The sequence below is a fragment of the Leptospira tipperaryensis genome (assembly GCF_001729245.1).
Classification (GTDB): Bacteria; Spirochaetota; Leptospiria; order Leptospirales; family Leptospiraceae; genus Leptospira; species Leptospira tipperaryensis.
In genome coordinates this window covers 564,540-582,767 of the sequence record NZ_CP015217.1, presented here as the reverse complement: position 1 = coordinate 582,767, position 18,228 = coordinate 564,540, and the positions used below count along the sequence as shown (strand labels likewise).

Genomic DNA, 18,228 nt, shown 5'->3' with positions numbered 1-18,228 from the left:
TTCTAACCAGCCAGTCCTAGTTTTCTTCTGAGAAGTTTTAATGCGAATCGAATCGCTTGTTTCAATACTCTTCGATTGAAGGAAGAATTGGAGAAGACGTAGTGAATTCCGATCTCGGAAATCGTTCCTCGATTTTTTGCAACGATGGAAAGAGCTTCCATGTGAAAATCAAATGCTATGGATTCCAACTTGGATTCTGCGATCCAAGTGAAGGCTCTTTTGGAATACTTTCTATAACCGGAAGTGCAGTCTTTCAAACGATATCCAAAAAGATCGAAAAACCCGGGGGAAATACAATAGTTCATCACCTTCGCGGCGATAAAGGATATTAGTTTTCTGTAAAGTGGAACCCCGTCCGAGGTTACGCGGCTTCCAATCACAAGGTCCGCGTCCGCTTGAATGAATTCCGGAAGTTTATCCGGGTCGTGGGAAAGACCCGCGTCCATAGTGACCACGGAGTCGTATTTTTTTTCAACGGCGAACTTCATTCCGTCCTGAATTCCACCCGGAATATGAGTGTTCTTTTCATGACGAATGGTGAATAACTTTTTAGGATTCTTCTTGATTAATTCTTTTAGAATCTCGGGAGTTTTATCTTTCGAAGCGTCGTCTACGACGAGAACATCCGAATAAGCGAGAGCGCGCTCCACGACTTCTCGGATGGTTTCTTCCTCATTGTATGCCGGAATTACGACGAGGTTTTTCATTTTTTAACTTCGAATACGGACTTATCTTCTTCGATCCAGCGAATCAATCTTTCCACACCTTCTTTCGGTTTGAACTTTGGATTGAATCCGAATTTTTTTGCGTTTGTGATATCACAGATAAAGTAACGCATGTCGCCGGGTCTTTCCACGTCGAATTGGATCTCTTGTTTTTTACCCAGGATATCTCCGATCAGATGAATACATTCTAATAAAGAAATTTTATGATCCGGTCCGCCTCCGATGTTAAAAACTCCCGGAGTAGGATTTTCAAACCAACGAAGATAACTTTCAGCCCCATCCGCAGCATAGAGAATGTCGCGAGCTTGTTTTCCGGTTCCAAAAATTCTCAAGGGCCAACCAAAGACGGAACGAATCGCAAAATTCGCAACCCAGCCGTGATCTTCTCCGCCAAACTGGCGTTCACCGTAAATTCCGGTAAAACGAAAAGACGCTGCTTTTACTTTATACATGTCCACGTAAGTTCTTACGTAGTGTTCGGCGCTCATCTTAGAAGCGTGAAGAGGAGAAATTTCCCCCACCATCACCGGCTGATCTTCACCGATTGCAACGGGAGTTCTTTCGTAAGAAGTCGCTCCTTCTTTGAGAGAATCGTTGATCGAGTTTCCATAGACGTGGATCGAACTCGTATTGACTACGGGAATATTTCTTTTACGTGCGACTTCGAGAACGTTAAAAGTTCCTACAACGTTAGTCGTCATATCTAATTCGGGATCTTCCCAAGAGATCGTCATCGCGGGTTGAGCCGCGGTATGAACGATAAAATCGCAACCGGTGGTTCGGTCCAGGAGGTGTTCGAGATTTCGAATATCCCCTTTTACCATCGTAACTCCGAGCGCTTGTAGATAGTTCCAGTTGTATTCTCTCGTGGCTTCGGTGCCGTAACCGGTTCTTTTCAATTCGTATTTGGTCATACTATCGTAGCTGATCACGTCCCAGCCTTGTTTACGAAATAATTCACAAACGTGAGAACCTAAAAATCCGCATCCGCCGGTTACTAAAACTTTCTTTGCCATAAATATCCCTTTTCTATATTCAATAATTACAAAATTCTAAATTAATTGCTAAACCACTTTTTTCGGATCATAAGCCTAACGATAGAGAGGAATTCCTGCGCTATCTTTTTTTTGATCGATTCGATCGGGCGATAATAAGAAATCGGAATTTCGATACAACGCATATATGATCTTACTGTTTCCATCATGAGTTCAGGAATGATTCTCTGATCTTTCATTTCCAGACGTTCTTCAATCTTAAAATAAGAATCCTTCCAGATCGCGAAGTAAGAGCACATCGCGTCCGTAAAACGCGGTTCCATTCCCCACCAAAAAACTTCTATGAGTTTTCCGAGAATCAGATTTACGACACGAACTCCGGGTAAAAGATTGGAACCCTGCTCGATCATCTGACGAGTCGTACGAGTGCCGATGACCATGTCCGAATCTTTCAGATATTCCAATAACTTAGGATAATCCTTGGAACGATAAGAACCGTCGGGGGTTACGATGATCGTAATATCTCCGGACGCGGAATGAATTCCTTTTTGAATCTGTTTTCCGAAAACGTCGGAGGCGCCTTCCGCGTCGCAGTGAAGAATTTTAGCTTTTTCTTTTTTAGCGATTTCTAATGTTTTATCCGTAGATCCCGCGTCGACTACAAGAATCTCATCCACTTTTTTTCTAAAATCCACGATGACGTCCGCGATGGAACGTTCGTTGTTTTTTGTGGGAATGATCAATGTCGTTTTAAAACGGGCGAATTCTTCGTTCCGGATTTCATAGACGGCGTGATGATAGTCCTGCATGGAATTGATATTAAAGTATTCCACGTCCAATTCGGTTGCGTAAACCTTTCCGCTGTCCTTCGCCATGAAGTCGATGACGTCCGTGATTTCGATGACGCCGCTCTTAGGAGAAGGAGGAGTTTTTTTAAAGTATTCAAAAAAAGCGGGAGTAAAGAGATAACTTCCGAGACCGAGGAGATCGTTCGGAGGATCGGAAGGTTTTTCTACGAGTTCCAGAATCCGATCACCTTTGAGTTCCACGGAATAGTTTTTACGAATTCGAGAAAGAAGAGAAGTCTGTTGAACCCCGATGGAGGCGATGAGCTTCGGATGTTTTTGAAGCGTATTTAAGAATTTCTTATGATCGGGATGAAAGTAAAACTCATCTCCCAAGATCGTGATAAAAGGAGAATGGATTTGAGATTCTAAACTTGCGATATCGCTCGCGAGTCCCTTGGTCGTCCAAGGAGAAGGAATGATTTCTACGTTTCGATGATTCTTCTGGATCTTTTCGATTTCAGAGACGACCATTTCTTTGAGATGGCCGACGAGGACATAAATCTTTTTGACCCGGAAAGTGGTTTGCATGAGTTCCACGTTTCTTTCCAGGATGCTCTTTCCCTGAAATTCAAATAAGGGCTTAGGAATGTAGGATGTCCTAGGATAAGCCCTGGTTCCCTTACCCGCCGCCGCGATCACGCCAACTTCAATCTTTTCCACTTGAGATAGGCTATTTTTACAGGCTTGCGGTGTCAAAAAGGATTTGGAGGGGAGATTCTCGAGAATGGGGCGAAAGAATTGGACTTAAAGAAAGGATAAGAATTTCGAAAGGAAAGCAAATCGATTTCCGGAAAATCTTTGTCGTAACTCCGACGGCTCTTCCGTGAAAGTCGCGCGCCCCCGCCCGAGTTAGGGTGGTGGAGGTGGGCTTCGTGGGAAGTTTTGCCAAAACGTTCCTTAGCACAGAAATGCTTTCTTTGCAAGTAAGAAAGTGAGTCCCCGTTTTGTAGGAACTCCTGCATCTTTTTGCTCGGATCCTTCTTCCGTTGAATGGTAAATTCTATTCTTCAGATTCGAAGTTTAATGGAGAGATTGGGAGAGAAGGACTTCTTACGAAGCCTGATTACGAACGAGAGAAGCCCGAATGCGAAGAAGATTATTTTTGATCTTTCTCTTTTGGTCTTCCGTCAAAAAGATTTCTTTTCTCTCAGCTCTCTGAATTACCAAATCGGCCTTTGTTACGAACTCAATCGCCGCGTCATCTACGGATTCGCGATTCTTCTGTTTTTCTCGGAATACATTGAGAGCCCTCTGAACTTCCATCAGTTCTTGAGTGACTGTTTTGATTTCTAAATCAGGAGTTGCCATTTTGAATTCCCTACTTTTTAATTCGGCCTGAGAATTCCTTTTCTGTACAGAAGAATTTTAGAGTCTGAGCTTCAAATCTCTCGAAATTAGGAGATCCCACACAGATTGTTCCTACAAATTGTTCTTTCGGAAAAAAGCTTGCAAACGGACTTGAAGTCCGTTTGAGATACAATTTCGGAAAAGCCCTACTTTGCAAATTCATAAAGAAAAGAATTTCCTCTTCTTCAAACAAAATCGGTTTCAAAAAAATTTTAAAAGGATTCGGAGGCTTTTTAGAATCATTCTCCCAGACGGATTGCTGGCCTTGAAGAATGATTCTTCTTTACTCAGTCGTACAGAACGTCTATGTATTTTTTCTTCGCTTCCAAATGTTCTTTCAAGGTCTTAGCGAAGTAATGATAACCGTCCCCTTTTAAGAGAAAGAAAAGATATTCGGATTCTTTTGGATAAAACGCGGCTTCGAGCGCGGGAAAACCTGGGTTTGAAATCGGACCCGGCGGAAAACCTTTGTTCAAATAGGTATTGTAGGGAGAAACTATCTTTAGATCTTTTTCAAAAATTCTGCTGTGAGGTTTGTCAAAAAGATATTGAATCGTCGCGCAGGATTCGAGAGGCATATCTCTTTTCAGACGATTGTTAAAAACTCCCGCCATCAGAGGTCTTTCTTCGTTTCTCTTAGCTTCCCTCTCCACGACCGAAGCCAATATTACAAATTTATGAAGTTCTGCGGGAGAAAGATTCTTAGCTTTTTCGATTTTTTGAATACGAACGTAGAATCTTTTGATCATCATTCTTACGATCTTATCCACCGGAAAGTTGATAGGAATGCTGTATGTTTCTGGAAAAAGATATCCTTCCGCAGAAGTCGCAGGAATTTTAAATTCTCTCAAGAGTTCGGGTTCGCTCGCAGCGAGTAAAAAATCCTGACGTTTCGAGATGAGCTTTTTGGAAGTAAGAAGATCTCCGATCTGACGATTGTTATAACCTTCCGGAATCGTAAAGTTTACGAGTTTTACCTTTCCCTCGGTGATCACTTGGAGAATCTTTCGAGAATCCATTCCATCGTTAATCTCATAGAGACCTTGTTTGATCTTTCCTGCGCTTCTTGTAAAACGAACGAGATAGAGAAAGTATTTCGAGGACTTGATCATCCCGTGAGTGGAAAGAGTTTCTACGATCTTCCCCGGAGTATCTCCGGATTCGATGAGAAGATCCAACTTTGTTTGGCCGGAACCTACGGCTCCTCCCTTGAGTTCATCGACGACAAAAAAAGTCGTAACCGCGATCAAAAGAAGAACTCCTACAAAGAGTCCCGCGAAAATCAAAAGTTTTTTAAAATTCATAAGTTCTTATATTTCCTTCGACCGGTATTTAAGAGAGTTCAAGGTCAGAATGCAATTTTAGCTCTTTTCTGGAAGAAAATTTCTTGGGACAGGAAGCGGATTCCATTCTCCTCCCGGCATTCTTTCTCTAAAAAAACAACTGTAGTATCCTTCGTGACAGGCCGCCACCTTCTGCTCGACTTGATAGACCAAAAAGGAACGGTCCTTTGGGGAAAGAATCTGAAGAATTTTCTGAGTATGTCCGGAGGTATCGCCTTTTTTCCAGAGCTGATTCCGAGAACGGCTAAAATAATGGGCGAATCCGGTTTCCAAGGTCAATCTCTGACTTTCCTCGTTCCCAAATGCCTGCATAAGAATTTCTCCGTTCGGATCGATCGCAACCACGGGAATCATTTCTCCATCCGGAAGATGTAGGACCTCCTTCGTTTTCTGAAATTCCAGGGGATCAAAGCTGGGATGGAGAAAAAGAATCGTATCCTCGTCGCAATCCACTTCTTCCCGAGTTCCGGAAGGAAGAGTTTTTCTGTAAGGATCCAATTCTTCTTCGGAAAAGCGAGCGAGGGATGAGATCGTTCTTTCGGGACTTTTTACTTTGAGAACTGTAATTTTGCGGGAACTCATATATTTTTCGAGAGATTCTACTCTGAACCAGGATTTTCGGAATTCGGTTCCAGTCCAGCTTTACAGAAATTTTTAGATTCCCCTTCCGGCGAGGACCGAATTCGATCGTAGTTTCTTGAAAAGTAGGAACTCCTCCTTTTCTTGGACTTCGGGAGAATCTACTTCCGCATCTTTGATTGCAATTTATAGAAAGAAAAAATACTACGGAGAATCCATGTTAGAAGCCGCGCTCATTCTTCTGGCCCTATCTTCGATGAGTTCTCTCGGGCTCGAACTCACTTCGGAGCAATTGAATTCCACAAAGAAAATGTTTAAGATCGGAATTGGAGTTTGTTTTATCAATCTCCTCCTTCTTCCTCTCTTTGCGTTTATCCTCTGCAAAGTTTTTCAACTCTCTCCGGCGATCAGCTTGGGAATCTTTCTCTGCGCTTCTTCGGGCGGAGGCGCCTCCGCGGGACTTTTTATCTTAAAAGCAAAGGGAGCCCCCGGAACCGGCGCGGCCATGTTGAGTCTTTTGAATTTTATCAGCCTCTTTACGGCTCCCGTTCTCATAACGCTTTATGCCGGAAGTTCTTTCTCCGAACTCGAAAAAGCTCTTCGAGTCCTCCCCAAATTATTGGCGATCGGAATCGTCTTCTTTGGACTTCCCTTAGGAATCGGATTGTGGATTCGAAAGAGAAAAGAAGAAATCGCTCTTAAAATTTCTCCCTATCTCCTCCGAATCAGCAACTTGGCGCTGGGATTTTCCATTCTCTATCTCGCTTTTAAATACTGGGAACAAATCTTAGAATTCGGATTTCCGATCTGGATCACGATCGTTCTCGTGACCGGCTTTTCTTTTATGAGTGGAATTTTTTTATTTAGAGAGAAACCTGAAGACAGACGGAGCATCGGAATCGTGAGTGGAATCAGAAATCTTTCTCTTGCTCTCCTCTTGGCGAACGAACAAACGGGAGATCCCAGAGTTCTAATCACAATCCTACTTTATGGTTTTCTTATGTATATAGTGGCGTTTCCCGCTTCCCTTTTTTGGAGACGCTGGAAGAATGTTTCGATCTGATTGAGATGTAGCGATTATTGAAATGGTTTTTATTCTTCAATACAAAAGTTTCAGCGATAAGGAAGCGAATTCTTTAACGAGATCAAGGATCACAAGAATTTTAATTTGAATCTGCGCTTCGGACCGCAGGAGAGAATCTTTCGATTCTCCCCTTTAGAAATTTAAGCCGCTTCCTTTTCCCTTTTACCCGGTAAGCCGTCAAAACGGACCGTATGAACGACGACCTTCATCTTGCTTCGGTTGCCTCCATCCTGGGCCTTCCAACGATCCTGCCTGAGTTCTCCGATCACGGTCGCTTTTTTCCCCTTCTTGAGATATTCGTGGCAGTTCTCCGCCTGCTTCTCCCAGGCTTCCACCTCGATATACGAGACCTCGCTCGGATGATCCGGGGTCGATTTGTAATCGTGGTTCACGGCCAGAGTAAACGTTGCTACGCTCTTTCCGCTGTTGAGAGTTTTTAGTTCCGGATCGGCGGTGAGATTTCCGTCCAGAATGATATGCGATAGGTTTTTCATTGATTTTCTCCTCTGATCGAGGGGGCAGTTTTTCCCCCTCGCCTCTTACGGTTCCAGGCCCGATCGGAGCGGAGCTAATTTTAGAATTTTTTTTTAGAAGGAATTCTTTTTTTTCGAAGTTCTTCAGTTTCATTTTTTCTCTGTTAGATATATTAGAATTTTAGAATCCTTCTTACGACAAAGTTTCATCTGTAAAAAAGCTTGAAAACGGACTTCAAGTCCGCTCGATTTAGAATACGAAAAAAAATGTCCCTGTCTAAAAAATCAAAATTTCATTTTTAAGCGCCGTACTTTGAAACTGCGACGGGAGAATTCTTCCGATCCTCTTCTTTTAAAGTGTTTAACTCGATCAAAAGTCTTTCCAAATCCCCGGAACCCTTGGCGCGATAAACTCCTCGAAGATAATTCTTACGATCGATTAGATAGACGTTTTCCGTATGAACGAAATCGTTGAGATCGTCCTTTCCTTGAATGACTTTTATATCAGCTCCGAATTGATTTCTCGCGAGATTGAAAATTGTTTTTTTAGAACCGGTGAGAAAGGTCCATTGGCTCTGGGAAATCTTATACAGAGAACGGAATTTTTTCAAAATCTCCACCGTATCGATTTCAGGATTTACCGAAATGGAAACGATCTGGACGTCCTTTTGATCCGCAATCTTAGGAATAAAATTCAACATATTTCGAGTGATCATGGGACAGATCCCCCGACACTTCGCGTAGAAAAAGACGACTAACGTATATTTATCACGAAGATTTTTGAGATTAAATTCTTGATTCTCATGTGAAACAAGGGAAAACTCCGGAACCCTTTTGAGATCGGAAGGCAATGCCTCGTTTGTTTCCGGCCAAAACGGATCCATCACGTCACTTTTGAAATACGGGAGAATTCCATCCTTCGGAGAAGAAGAATACGTCAACTCCGGATTGAATGTTTCCTTCTTTTCATCGCAGGAAATTAAAAAGAAAAAAATCAAGATAATACATAATACTTTCATAATACTTTCATAATATTTCTAATCCGTTTTTTTGATCGGTTCGCAAATCTTACTTCCCGGTAATCCGACGGAACTTCCGTCGCTCGCGATCACCGTATTCATATAGATCTGTCCGTTACGATTCCACTTTTTCACAACGACCAATTTGCCGTTCTCGTCGAACTTCTCGTAGAGGGACGGCTTACCGTTGTCATACCATTCCCAGTGGTCGTTGATATATTTACCGGAATTGAATTCCGCATAAAAACGATTGTTCCCGTTCTGATACCAAGAGCGGTGAACTCCCACTTTGAGTCCTTCTTTGAAAGTCCTTTTTTCCAAAACACGTCCGCTTCCATTTTGTGAAATATATTCTCCGTCTTCGAGCCCGTTTTTGAACTCGGTCGTTTGAATCTCATCCAATACCGGAAGATTCCTTCGGATTAGGCCGTTGAAAGGTTTTTGTTTATAGTAAACCTTATCCTTAAATAAGGCAAGGTTCGGGTCGGAATATTCGATCGTATCGCCTCCTTGACAACCGATCGTAAAGAAGGTCGTCAAGAAAACGAAAAAGATCGAAAGCGTCTTAGTTAGAAACACTTCCTATAGTACCGTAAAAGTAAGAACCCATTAGAGTTTTGATCGTTGCGGTCGCGTCCAGAACGTAGTGATAGTGATAGGTAGGAGTCGAAAAGTGAACCGTAGCCGCGGTATGTCCATGCAAAGAATCTAATGTAGGAGTGAAATCGTCTCCCGTTGCAGCGGTTCCATTGTCGCATTTTTCACCGTAAATCGCATAACCGTCCAAAATGATTCCGATCAAATTCGCGTCGTTATTGCTGACCTTGGTAACAGCCGCGTGGTGATGATAAACACCTTGGTTTTGAGGGTGACCGCCGAAGTTGTCAAAGGTCAGCGCTTCGACCGAAAGATTATCCGGAGGAGCCGCGGCGTTGTTGAAAATCGCAAGACCGTTTACGGTAATACCGATGGACACGAGTCCGCCTTGAGTGCTCACGGTTCCGGTTCCTTTCGTAGGAGTGGAAGGAATCGCATAAACCAATTTTTGACTGGAGATAGAATTGGTTCCCGCCGGAGTGTTGCCTCCCGGAAGAGCTTCAAACAAAGGAGAAGTGGAACCGTAGTAGTAGCTCTTTGTGTTCGGAACATTCTGAGATTTGAATACGTAACTCGAACCGGAAACGTAAGCCGTAGAACATTTAAAATTGTCTTTGATCCAGGACGGCAGCGCCGAGTCCATACACGTAGTTACACCCGTTACACAGCCGGAAGAAGAATCGATCGTCGCGGTCGCTTTGGAAACCCCAGTTCCGGTAGTAGCGAGAGTTCCGTTGCAGAATCCCGTCGCGGCAATAAAGCCTAAAGTTGCGATCGTAACATCGTTGTTCGCTTCTTCTTTTTTACAAAGTAGAAAAGAAAGGCTAAGCATAAGTATAAGAATCGTTTTTTGAATCATATTTTCTCCTTTTTTTTTCGAGCGTACGAGGACGCTTCCTCAATGGCACTTGAGTATAACCCAGTGGACGAAAATCGTCGACCGAACCAATCGGCTAAGACTCATTTTTTTGCTTTTTTTCGGATATATAGAGGGAAGGAGTTGTTCCCATAATTCTCTTAAACGACTGATTGAACGTAGATTTCGAATGGAAACCCGCCTCGAAAGCCAGATGAAGAACCGAAGTTTTTTCCGCCGAGGAAGAATCCAAAAGCTCTATAAACTCCCGAACACGATATTCGTTCAAAAAATTGTAGAAATTTGTTTCCAAGACTTCGTTTAAGGCCTGTGTGATATGAGCTCTGGGAAGATTCAATTCTTCTGCCAATTGATCCAGAGAAAATTCGCTGTCACGATACGGTTTTTTGAGATCCATAAATTCTTTTACCGCGGTCGCGTATTCGTTTAACTTTTCAGATTCCAAACCCGATCTTTCGTACTTTCTCTTTTTAACGATCGGATAAGAATCATTACGCCCGAGAAGCCACGCCGAATGGATCATACTCTGACGAACGCCAAAAAGCGAGAATAGAATCGTAAAGATAAGAATATCGTATCCTCGAATCTGAGGTAAAATTCTTTCGGAAGAAGAATCCGCAAACTCATTCCAAAAAAAGAATATAGTTTGATAGATCAAAATCAAAAACACAAGGACGATCATAAACTTGAGCCATCCGAATTGAAGAGATTCGATTACGGGATTGACCGGTTCTTTTTCAGCTCCGTAAATTTGATAATAACTAAGAATGGAATACAAAAGCAGGGATACAAAAGTAGATCTCTTCAAGACCCAACCTTCCGGACCGAAAAAAAGATCGGACAACCAACGCGATTCTTCCGAGATTCTAAAACCGAAAAAGAGAAAAACAAAAACAAGATACGGAAGAAAATGAAACCAATCTTTCTTTCTCACTCCGACACCGATGATGTCTTTTAAATAGAGAAAAAACAGAGGACCCAATAGAAGCTGGGGAATGTGAAAAAAATCAAAATACGATCTTCCAAAACCTCTTCTCAAGAGATGAGCAAAGTGAAGACAACTCAGAGCTAACAAGAAAAAGACGAACCATCGATCAAAGGAAAATCGATGTCTTTTAAACCAAAGGACAAAAATCGCAAAGACGGTGATCGTCAACGCGACCGGGGGAATGGGAAAGCCTGGCGGCGGATGCGGCGGACCAACGGGAGGCATAGAATAAAATATTTCCTTTTTGTTAAACAGCGGATTGAATTACGGAAAGAATAAAAATCCGATGATGTAAATCAAGTCCTAAGAAAATTATTTTTCTTTTCTTAGGTCCGAAAAAAGAACAGAATGGCCTTCTACGATGACCCAAAAGAATCAGAAAAAATCAGAGATCGTATTCGAGGCCAAAAAAATCGGAAAAATCTACAAGATGGGAGAAATTGAAGTCCCCGCGCTTCACGACGTAGATCTCGAATTACGCTCCGGAGAATTTGTAGTTCTTTTGGGGCCGTCCGGTTCGGGCAAATCCACGTTGCTGAATATTTTAGGCGGTCTTGATACTCCCACTTCCGGAGAGGTCCGATTTCAGGATCACGATCTATTTGCAAACGACGACGAAAACCTGACCCTCTATCGAAGAGATCACGTAGGATTCGTATTCCAATTTTATAATCTAATTCCGAGCCTCACGGCTCTTGAAAACGTTTCCTTAGTGACCGAACTCAGTTCTCATCCGATGACTTCCGAAGAAGCGCTTCAGCTCGTAGGACTTCTCGAAAGAAAGGATCACTTCCCCGCGCAGATGTCCGGCGGAGAACAACAAAGAGTCGCGATTGCAAGAGCGATCGCCAAAAGACCGGACGTCCTACTCTGCGACGAACCGACCGGAGCCCTCGACTTCAAAACGGGAAGGGTCGTCTTGGATGCGATATCAAAAGTAAATTTAGAATTGGGAACTACCACCGTTGTAATCACGCATAACGCGACGATCGCGCAGATGGCGGATCGAATCGTAGAAATGAGAGACGGAACCATCATTTCCAACAAAAAGAATTCCCGTAAAAAAACGACGGAAGAACTGAACTGGTGAAAACCCTTGATCGAAAAGTCTTTCGGGAAATGAGATCTCTCAAAGCCCAAGGAATTACGATCGCATTGGTCGTCGCCGCGGGAGTCGGAGTTTTTGTCGCATCCAGAAGCGCATACGATTCCCTTTTTTCGGCGCGAGAGAAATTCTATTCTTCCTCTTACTTCGCGCAAGGATTTGTTTCCTTAAAGAGAGCGCCGGAATCCGTTCTTCAAAACCTTGCCGACGTTCCCGGAATCGGAACGATCCGATCCAGAATCGTTCAAGAAGCAGTATTAGATATTCCGAATGAAACTCTTCCCACTTCCGGAAGATTTGTATCCTTATCGAAAGGGATCAACATTCCGAACCTTCGCTCCGGGAGACTGCCCAAAGGAGACGGCGAGGTTTTGTTAAGCGAAGCGTTCGCGTTCGCAAATAAATTAGTCCCCGGAAATCAGATCGTAGGCATCTTACAAGGGGAGAAAAAAATTCTTACCATAACCGGAATCGCACTCTCGCCGGAATACGTTTATATTTTTCGAGGAACCAATCCTTTGCCCGACGATAAACATTTCGGAATTCTCTGGATGGATCGAAAGGGAATGGAGAATGCTTTCGGAATGGTCGGCGCCTTCAACGACGCGGTTTTTACCTTCGCACCGGAAGCGCAGAGGACTTCCGTCCTCAAAAGAATCGATCAGATTTTGGAACCTTACGGCGGATACGGCGCCTATGACCGGGACAAACTTCCTTCTCATTCTTTTCTCAGAGACGAATTCAAACAGCTCAAAACGATGGCCTACTCGCTGCCGATGATTTTTCTCGGAGTCGCGGCATTCTTACTTCATATCGTTTCCACAAGAATCATCTCAAAAGAAAGGGAACAAATCGCCACTCTCAAAGCATTAGGATATTCGAATATAGAAATCGCACTTCATTATCTCAAAATCATTTCATTGATCAGCGGGTTCGGTTCTTTTTTAGGAGTTTTGGTGGGAATCTGGCTCGGAGACGCGATGAGAAATCTTTACTCCGAGTATTATCGATTTCCTCATCTTGTTTTTATTTTCAATCCTTCCTTGGGGTTATTGGGAATTTTGATCGGAATTCTTTCCGGCGCGTTAGGAACAACTTACTCGATTTTCAGAGTTCTCAAACTGGATCCCGCACAAGCGATGCGACCGCCCGTTCCAATGAGCTTTCAAAAAAATTGGATCGAAACGTATACAAAGACACTTTCCACACAAACCCGAATGATTTTGAGAAACTTAACGAGAAGACCGGCAAGAACCTTGATCGCGATTCTCGGAATTTCAACTTCGGTAATGATCATGGTTTTAGGAATGTTCTCGCGCGACGCGGTGAATGCGATGATCGAAATTCAATTCGACCTTCTCCAAAGGGAATCGATCACCGTTTCTTTTTTGGGACCTGTTTCCAAAACCGCAGTCGACGATCTTCAAAAGGATCCGGCCGTATTATCGGCGGAAGGTTACAGGATGATTCCGATTCGAATTCGAGTCGGACATCTTTCCAAAGAAATGGCTCTGCAAGGAATTCCGGACAAGGCCGAGTTAAGAAGACTTGTAGGAAAAAAAAGAAATATTCTCACACCTCCGAGCTCGGGAATTTTTTTAAATTCCGGAGTTGCTGAGAAGATGAAAATCAAAACCGGTTCCCAAATTCAAATGGAAGTCTTGGAAGGAAATCGAAAAAAGATAACCGTTCGAGTGGATGGATTGGTTGAAGAACTATTAGGACAAGGCGCTTATATGGATCTCTACTCCGTCAATCAGTTGTTAGGTGAAGGAGAAAGTGTAAATCTCATCGCCTTACGAACTGACGCAAAGGAAGAAGCCGCCTTATTGTCCAGACTGAAGGACGTTCCGAAAATTTCCGGAATCTCCACTCGAGCCGGAAGTCTCAAAGTATTTACGGACACGATGTCACGAAGCACGCTTGCAACAACCGTCATTCTTTTTATATTTGCTTCGGTCATTTCAATCGGCGTCGTCTATAATACCGCGATGATCTCCTTATCCGAAAGAATTTTCGAACTCGGAAGTCTGAGAATTCTCGGTTTTACAAGAGAAGAGGTTTTTAAAATATTAGCCGGAGAATTAGGAGTCGAGATCGTCGCTTCTCTCCCGATCGGTTGTGTATTAGGATATTCTTTTGCTTATCTTTTGATGACCACCGTGGAAACCGAAGGATTCAAAATTCCTCTGATCATTTCGTATCGCACTTACGCGGTCGCGATTCTTATGACATTGGGAACTTCCGTATTGAGTTATTTTATTTTGTATTCGAAAATCAAAACTATGGATCTTCTATCGATCCTTAAAATAAGGGAATAGTTATGAATTGGAAAGAAAACTGGAAGACAATCATTTCGAATCGGAAATTCAAAATCGGAATCGGACTTGGAATTCTCGTTTTAATTTTATGGTTTTTATTAAGACCAAAACCGGTAGTCTCCGAAACCGCAAAGGTAGTCAGAGGAACCTATCAACAAATCGTAGAGGAAGAAGGAATCACCAGGGTCCAGGAAAAATTTACGATCTTCTCTCCGGTAAGTGGAGTTCTCAAAAGAATTCATAAACACGCAGGAGAATCCGTGAACAAAGGTGAAACTCTTGCGATCGTAAAGTGGGACTATGATCGATCCGTAAATTCGCCTATCAGCGGTAAGGTGCTCAAGGTGATAAGAGAAAGCGAAGGGCCGATCGAAATGGGAGCCCCTCTTCTCGAAGTCGGCAATACCGATCATTTGGAAATCGCGGCCGAGGTTCTTACGCAGGAAGCGGTTCATCTTCATCGCGGAAATCCCGTGGAAATCGAAGGCTGGGGAGGAGGAAAGTTGGAAGGAAATTTGCGCTTGGTCGAACCCGCCGCTTTTACAAAAATCTCTTCGTTGGGAGTGGAAGAACAAAGGGTCAGGGCGATTGTGGACTTTGTTCCCCCTTCTGCAATGGGAGAAGGATTTCAGGTTCGTTGTAAAATCATAAGTGATAAAAAAGAAAATCAGATCATCGCCCCTACCGCCGCTTTGTTTCGTGAAGGAGAAGACTGGTTTGTCTTTCAGGTGTTGAAAAATAAGGCCAGAAAAACCAAGGTCAAGATGGAAGCCAGAAGCGGAGAAAACGCTCTGATCGTGGAAGGTCTGAAAGAAGGCGACGAGGTGATTTTGTATCCGGGAGAAGGAATTCAAGAAGGGGCAAAGATTCGATAAAAAATCGAGCCATCGTAAAATAAAACATTAGTAAATTATGATTTATGAATTAGCAATTTAACGAATAAACCGCAGCGGGCCGAAAGTTCGCAAAGAGAAAGCTTCGAATATTCAAAAATTGGAGTCCTCTCTTGCGATTTCAAAAAATTTTAGAATCTGTTGCGCCTTCGTTTTAGCAGGAACCATCGCGATCTTCTTACCGGGTTCGGAAGAAAACGTATTCGCAACCGCGATTCTATTTTTTTCGCAGACGTTCAAACAAGAAACTTCGAGAACTCTTACTCCGACGATTTTTTCGGATCGGATGAGAGATTTTAGTTCATTTTTGATCCTACTCTTTCCTAAAAAACTTTCCCCTGGAATTTTAGCTGCACACTGGGAACAGACCAAAATGACTCCTTCCCATCCTCCGTCCGCCGTTTCTATAACTTCGGAAGTTTTATTTCTTTCCGTGTCGAGCGATCCGATTCGATTCAAAAAATGAAACATAGAATTCTCCTCGAGAAAGAAGACGCAAGAGGATCCAAATCCCTGGTTTTTTTTGCCCATAAGAAATCAAAAATGATTTTTTTAAGAATCTTTTGAAACGTCGGCTTTGTTTGTTCCAACAAAGTTTCTACCGAAAAAAAGAATGGATTCGGACTTAAAGCCCGTTTCAGTCTGAAATCGGAGTGACTTTTTTCTCGAATATGTTCGGCGAACTTTCCTCAAATTCTTGAATCTTTGCGATCTAAAAGAAAAACAAAATTTAAAAAAGAATCAAAAACACATTCTAAATATTGAATTTATCTACTTTGAATTTAAAAAGAGTTTGGATCTTTGAGGAAAAAAAGTTAAAGCCGGAAAGATCCGGCTTAAGGCGAAGTGGTCATAGAAAATGAGAAGTTTCTTCCGAACTTAACGATTGAACGCTTCTTCCAATTCTTCAAAAACACCGATGCTCAAAAGATCTTGATCTCGAGAATCCAAAATGGAATCCTGAAACCAAAAACCGACGTAAGCGCTCAAACCTAAAAAGAGAACCAACGATGCGCCGACGATTCTTTTGTTTCTTGTTTCTCTTTTATCCCTGCGAACCACGTTAGACGAAATTTGTTTCACCCAATCTTGATTCTGCTTTCTTTTTAAAATCTCTCCCTTCATAGGAGAGGAATTATGATTATTCATAAAATTTCTCCTTTGTTCCAACTCGTTTCATCATCTCTTTGCCTCTCGCGGCCCTGGATTTTACCGTCCCCGGTTTTACTCCCATCGTCTCCGCGATTTGTTTTTCCGTATAACCCGCCAGGTAGAATTCTAAAACCCTTCTGTATTTATCTGGAATTTTAACCAGAAGTGAACGCAGTAATCCGATCACTTCCTGAGAATTAATCTCCGCATCACCCGACTTTCCGTTTAAGTTAGAATTCCCGGTAATAAAGTCTTCCGGTTTTTTTGAGCGAGCCAACTTATCCGCGCGCTCTTCTTCTCTTTTCAGTTTATCGTTCATTCTCAAGGATTCGTTTCTGGCGATCGCATACAACCAAGTGCTCAGTTTTGATTCTTTGCGAAACTGGTCTTTTTTTAAGGCTTTGTACGCGCGAAAATAGGTTTCTTGCGCCACGTCGTCGATGGCATAAGAAAACCTCTCTGCGAGGTTTTTTTCAATCGCAGAGAGGACAATGTCCCTAGTGGAACTAACGATATCTGTAAATTCAGACTCAGTCATCATGGTGATGATGTTTCTTTTGAAACTCTGTAATCAAATCCACAAATTTATTTCTTTGGTCAGGTGTTAGAATCGCATGAAACTCAAGCGCTTTTTTTGTCATGAATTGTCTCATCTCAGTCATCTTTCCCATCTCTACTTCAAAAGACTTGTTTATCTTTTTTTCATCCAAGGTCGGTTGACGAAACTCTGCAAGGGCTTCCGCAGGAATTCTTGGTCCTTCCAGTTTCAGTTCCTTTCTTTTCGATAGAACCTCGTCCTTAATACGGTTGAGTTCTTTCTTTTGAGAATCGTTCAGATCCAATTCCGAACTGATCTTTTTTACAACAAACTCGGCTCTCTTTTCAGGAGACTTATAAAATCTACATCCCCCAACAAACAACGCCGCGACTAAAAGAATCAGACCGGAAACTTTAAAAAATCCTTTCATTTGGATTCCTCCCATTTTCTAATCCTCTGACCAAAACGCCAAACTCAGGTTCCAATTTTTTTACGGAGAATTTTTCGCGTTCTGATTAAAAAAATGGAAACCTTTCGCGAAAAAAGAATTTAAGACTTCCGAAGTAACGATTCCCGAACGGATAAAAGCGTTTTTCGTCTTCGATCCAAAGCTCGCGTATAGAAAGCTACCAAAGAATTCTCATTCGTTTAGAATGCTGATATCTTCCTTTTTGATTTCGTATTTGATCGCAAGACGGTCTCTGAGAGTGGAAAGCAATTGTTCACCATTCTTATAATAATAGAATTCAGGATTCACCTTGATCACAATACTGCGCAAACTTGGAAGTTCCTTTAAAAAGAAAGAAATTTCCTGAACGAGTTTTTCAATGCTCTTACCGTAAGGACAACCCTTCAACTCGATCCCTACTCCGTGACCGGAGTTTGAAAAAGGATGCATCTCGAAAGGAAAGGCTTTCTTATCAATGAGAGAATCCATTCGGATTCCAAGACCTTGGCAAATCTTTTCCAGTAGAATTTGAGTATCTACCGGTTTCAAAAGATAGGCGATGAGTTTTTTGTTATGCGCCGCTTGAATGATCGTTTCTTTTTCGTTGCTTATCGTTAAAAAGATAATCGGAGTTGCACGATTTGTTTCCGGAATTCTTTCCAAAAGACTGAGTCCGCTTTGTTTCGGCATTCTATTATCGGTTATGATCAAATCATAACGTTGCTTTCTCAGTTTGATTTCAGCCGCGACTCCGTCCACCACGTGTTCCACTTCGAAATTGAATCTTTCCAAATGACGAATGAGAAGTTCTGCGTTGCTTTCATCGTCTTCCGCAAGAAGAATGGAATAGTTAGCTGCGATTTTCATAAGTTCCGTAATCTCCAATCAAGAGTAGC

The 18,228-nt window shown here is 42.5% G+C and carries 20 protein-coding genes; 4 read left to right on the top strand and 16 right to left on the bottom strand.

The annotated features are described in order from the left end of the window. Positions 1–2: 2 nt before the first annotated feature. From A0128_RS02860 to A0128_RS02825, 6 genes are all read right to left on the bottom strand, one after another. Positions 3–707 carry a glycosyltransferase family 2 protein gene (locus tag A0128_RS02860; protein WP_069606143.1) on the bottom strand — a complete coding sequence of 235 codons (705 nt, stop codon included), beginning with the start codon at positions 705–707 and terminating at the stop codon, positions 3–5. Continuing rightward, positions 704–1,741, bottom strand: a complete 1,038-nt coding sequence (locus A0128_RS02855; protein ID WP_069606142.1) for an NAD-dependent epimerase/dehydratase family protein — start codon at positions 1,739–1,741, stop codon at positions 704–706. Before A0128_RS02855 ends, A0128_RS02860 begins: the two co-directional genes overlap by 4 nt. A gap of 41 nt (positions 1,742–1,782) precedes the next feature. Next, the gene (locus tag A0128_RS02850) at positions 1,783–3,207 is read right to left on the bottom strand and encodes a sugar phosphate nucleotidyltransferase (RefSeq protein WP_069609069.1); all 1,425 of its coding nucleotides are present in this window, start codon (positions 3,205–3,207) and stop codon (positions 1,783–1,785) included. Between the two features lie 411 nt (positions 3,208–3,618). Next, on the bottom strand, positions 3,619–3,876 hold the full coding sequence (locus A0128_RS02840; RefSeq protein ID WP_069606140.1) for a hypothetical protein: 258 nt from the start codon (positions 3,874–3,876) through the stop codon (positions 3,619–3,621). Positions 3,877–4,202: 326 nt separating this feature from the next. Beyond that, positions 4,203–5,219, bottom strand: coding sequence for an endolytic transglycosylase MltG (gene mltG / locus A0128_RS02830; protein WP_069606138.1), 1,017 nt, complete (start codon positions 5,217–5,219; stop codon positions 4,203–4,205). Positions 5,220–5,276: 57 nt separating this feature from the next. Further along, positions 5,277–5,840 carry a phosphoribosyl-AMP cyclohydrolase gene (locus A0128_RS02825; protein WP_069606137.1) on the bottom strand — a complete coding sequence of 188 codons (564 nt, stop codon included), beginning with the start codon at positions 5,838–5,840 and terminating at the stop codon, positions 5,277–5,279. A gap of 115 nt (positions 5,841–5,955) precedes the next feature. On the opposite strand from A0128_RS02825, the gene A0128_RS02820 reads away from it, so the two are divergent. Then, complete coding sequence (locus tag A0128_RS02820; protein WP_245667191.1) at positions 5,956–6,900, top strand: bile acid:sodium symporter family protein; 945 nt, start codon at positions 5,956–5,958, stop codon at positions 6,898–6,900. A gap of 161 nt (positions 6,901–7,061) precedes the next feature. Here the strand turns inward: A0128_RS02820 and A0128_RS02815 are convergent, their stop codons facing one another. From A0128_RS02815 to A0128_RS02795, 5 genes are all read right to left on the bottom strand, one after another. Beyond that, positions 7,062–7,415 (bottom strand): single-stranded DNA-binding protein, encoded by a 354-nt coding sequence (locus A0128_RS02815; protein WP_069606136.1) that lies wholly within the window; start codon positions 7,413–7,415, stop codon positions 7,062–7,064. A 278-nt stretch (positions 7,416–7,693) separates the two neighbouring features. Then, the gene (locus A0128_RS02810; RefSeq protein WP_069606135.1) at positions 7,694–8,413 is read right to left on the bottom strand and encodes an SCO family protein; all 720 of its coding nucleotides are present in this window, start codon (positions 8,411–8,413) and stop codon (positions 7,694–7,696) included. Between the two features lie 18 nt (positions 8,414–8,431). After that, entirely contained in the window at positions 8,432–8,992 is a 561-nt protein-coding gene (locus tag A0128_RS02805) for a toxin-antitoxin system YwqK family antitoxin (RefSeq protein ID WP_069609067.1), read from the bottom strand. Beyond that, a complete protein-coding gene (locus A0128_RS02800; protein WP_069606134.1) occupies positions 8,979–9,869 on the bottom strand; it encodes a YHYH protein in 891 nt (296 codons plus the stop codon). Before A0128_RS02800 ends, A0128_RS02805 begins: the two co-directional genes overlap by 14 nt. 94 nt (positions 9,870–9,963) lie before the next feature. Beyond that, a complete protein-coding gene (locus A0128_RS02795; RefSeq protein WP_069606133.1) occupies positions 9,964–11,100 on the bottom strand; it encodes a helix-turn-helix domain-containing protein in 1,137 nt (378 codons plus the stop codon). Between the two features lie 136 nt (positions 11,101–11,236). On the opposite strand from A0128_RS02795, the gene A0128_RS02790 reads away from it, so the two are divergent. Genes A0128_RS02790 through A0128_RS02780 form a run of 3 tightly spaced genes read left to right on the top strand, consistent with a single transcriptional unit; the run spans position 11,237 to position 15,176 of the window. After that, positions 11,237–11,965 carry an ABC transporter ATP-binding protein gene (locus A0128_RS02790; protein ID WP_069606132.1) on the top strand — a complete coding sequence of 243 codons (729 nt, stop codon included), beginning with the start codon at positions 11,237–11,239 and terminating at the stop codon, positions 11,963–11,965. A 29-nt stretch (positions 11,966–11,994) separates the two neighbouring features. Next, a complete protein-coding gene (locus A0128_RS02785; protein WP_069609066.1) occupies positions 11,995–14,301 on the top strand; it encodes an ABC transporter permease in 2,307 nt (768 codons plus the stop codon). Between the two features lie 2 nt (positions 14,302–14,303). Next, on the top strand, positions 14,304–15,176 hold the full coding sequence (locus tag A0128_RS02780) for an efflux RND transporter periplasmic adaptor subunit (RefSeq protein WP_069606131.1): 873 nt from the start codon (positions 14,304–14,306) through the stop codon (positions 15,174–15,176). A 111-nt stretch (positions 15,177–15,287) separates the two neighbouring features. Here the strand turns inward: A0128_RS02780 and A0128_RS02775 are convergent, their stop codons facing one another. The 5 genes from A0128_RS02775 to A0128_RS02755 form a co-directional block, all read right to left on the bottom strand. Continuing rightward, entirely contained in the window at positions 15,288–15,665 is a 378-nt protein-coding gene (locus A0128_RS02775; protein WP_069606130.1) for a hypothetical protein, read from the bottom strand. Between the two features lie 408 nt (positions 15,666–16,073). Further along, complete coding sequence (locus A0128_RS02770) at positions 16,074–16,343, bottom strand: hypothetical protein (RefSeq protein ID WP_069606129.1); 270 nt, start codon at positions 16,341–16,343, stop codon at positions 16,074–16,076. Then, complete coding sequence (locus A0128_RS02765) at positions 16,336–16,887, bottom strand: RNA polymerase sigma factor (protein WP_069606128.1); 552 nt, start codon at positions 16,885–16,887, stop codon at positions 16,336–16,338. Before A0128_RS02765 ends, A0128_RS02770 begins: the two co-directional genes overlap by 8 nt. Then, positions 16,877–17,314: a Spy/CpxP family protein refolding chaperone gene (locus A0128_RS02760; protein WP_069609065.1), complete on the bottom strand. Its 438-nt coding sequence runs from the start codon at positions 17,312–17,314 to the stop codon at positions 16,877–16,879. The genes A0128_RS02765 and A0128_RS02760 overlap by 11 nt, the downstream gene beginning before the upstream one ends. Positions 17,315–17,524: 210 nt before the next feature. Then, positions 17,525–18,199, bottom strand: a complete 675-nt coding sequence (locus tag A0128_RS02755; protein WP_069609064.1) for a response regulator — start codon at positions 18,197–18,199, stop codon at positions 17,525–17,527. Positions 18,200–18,228: the final 29 nt, after the last annotated feature.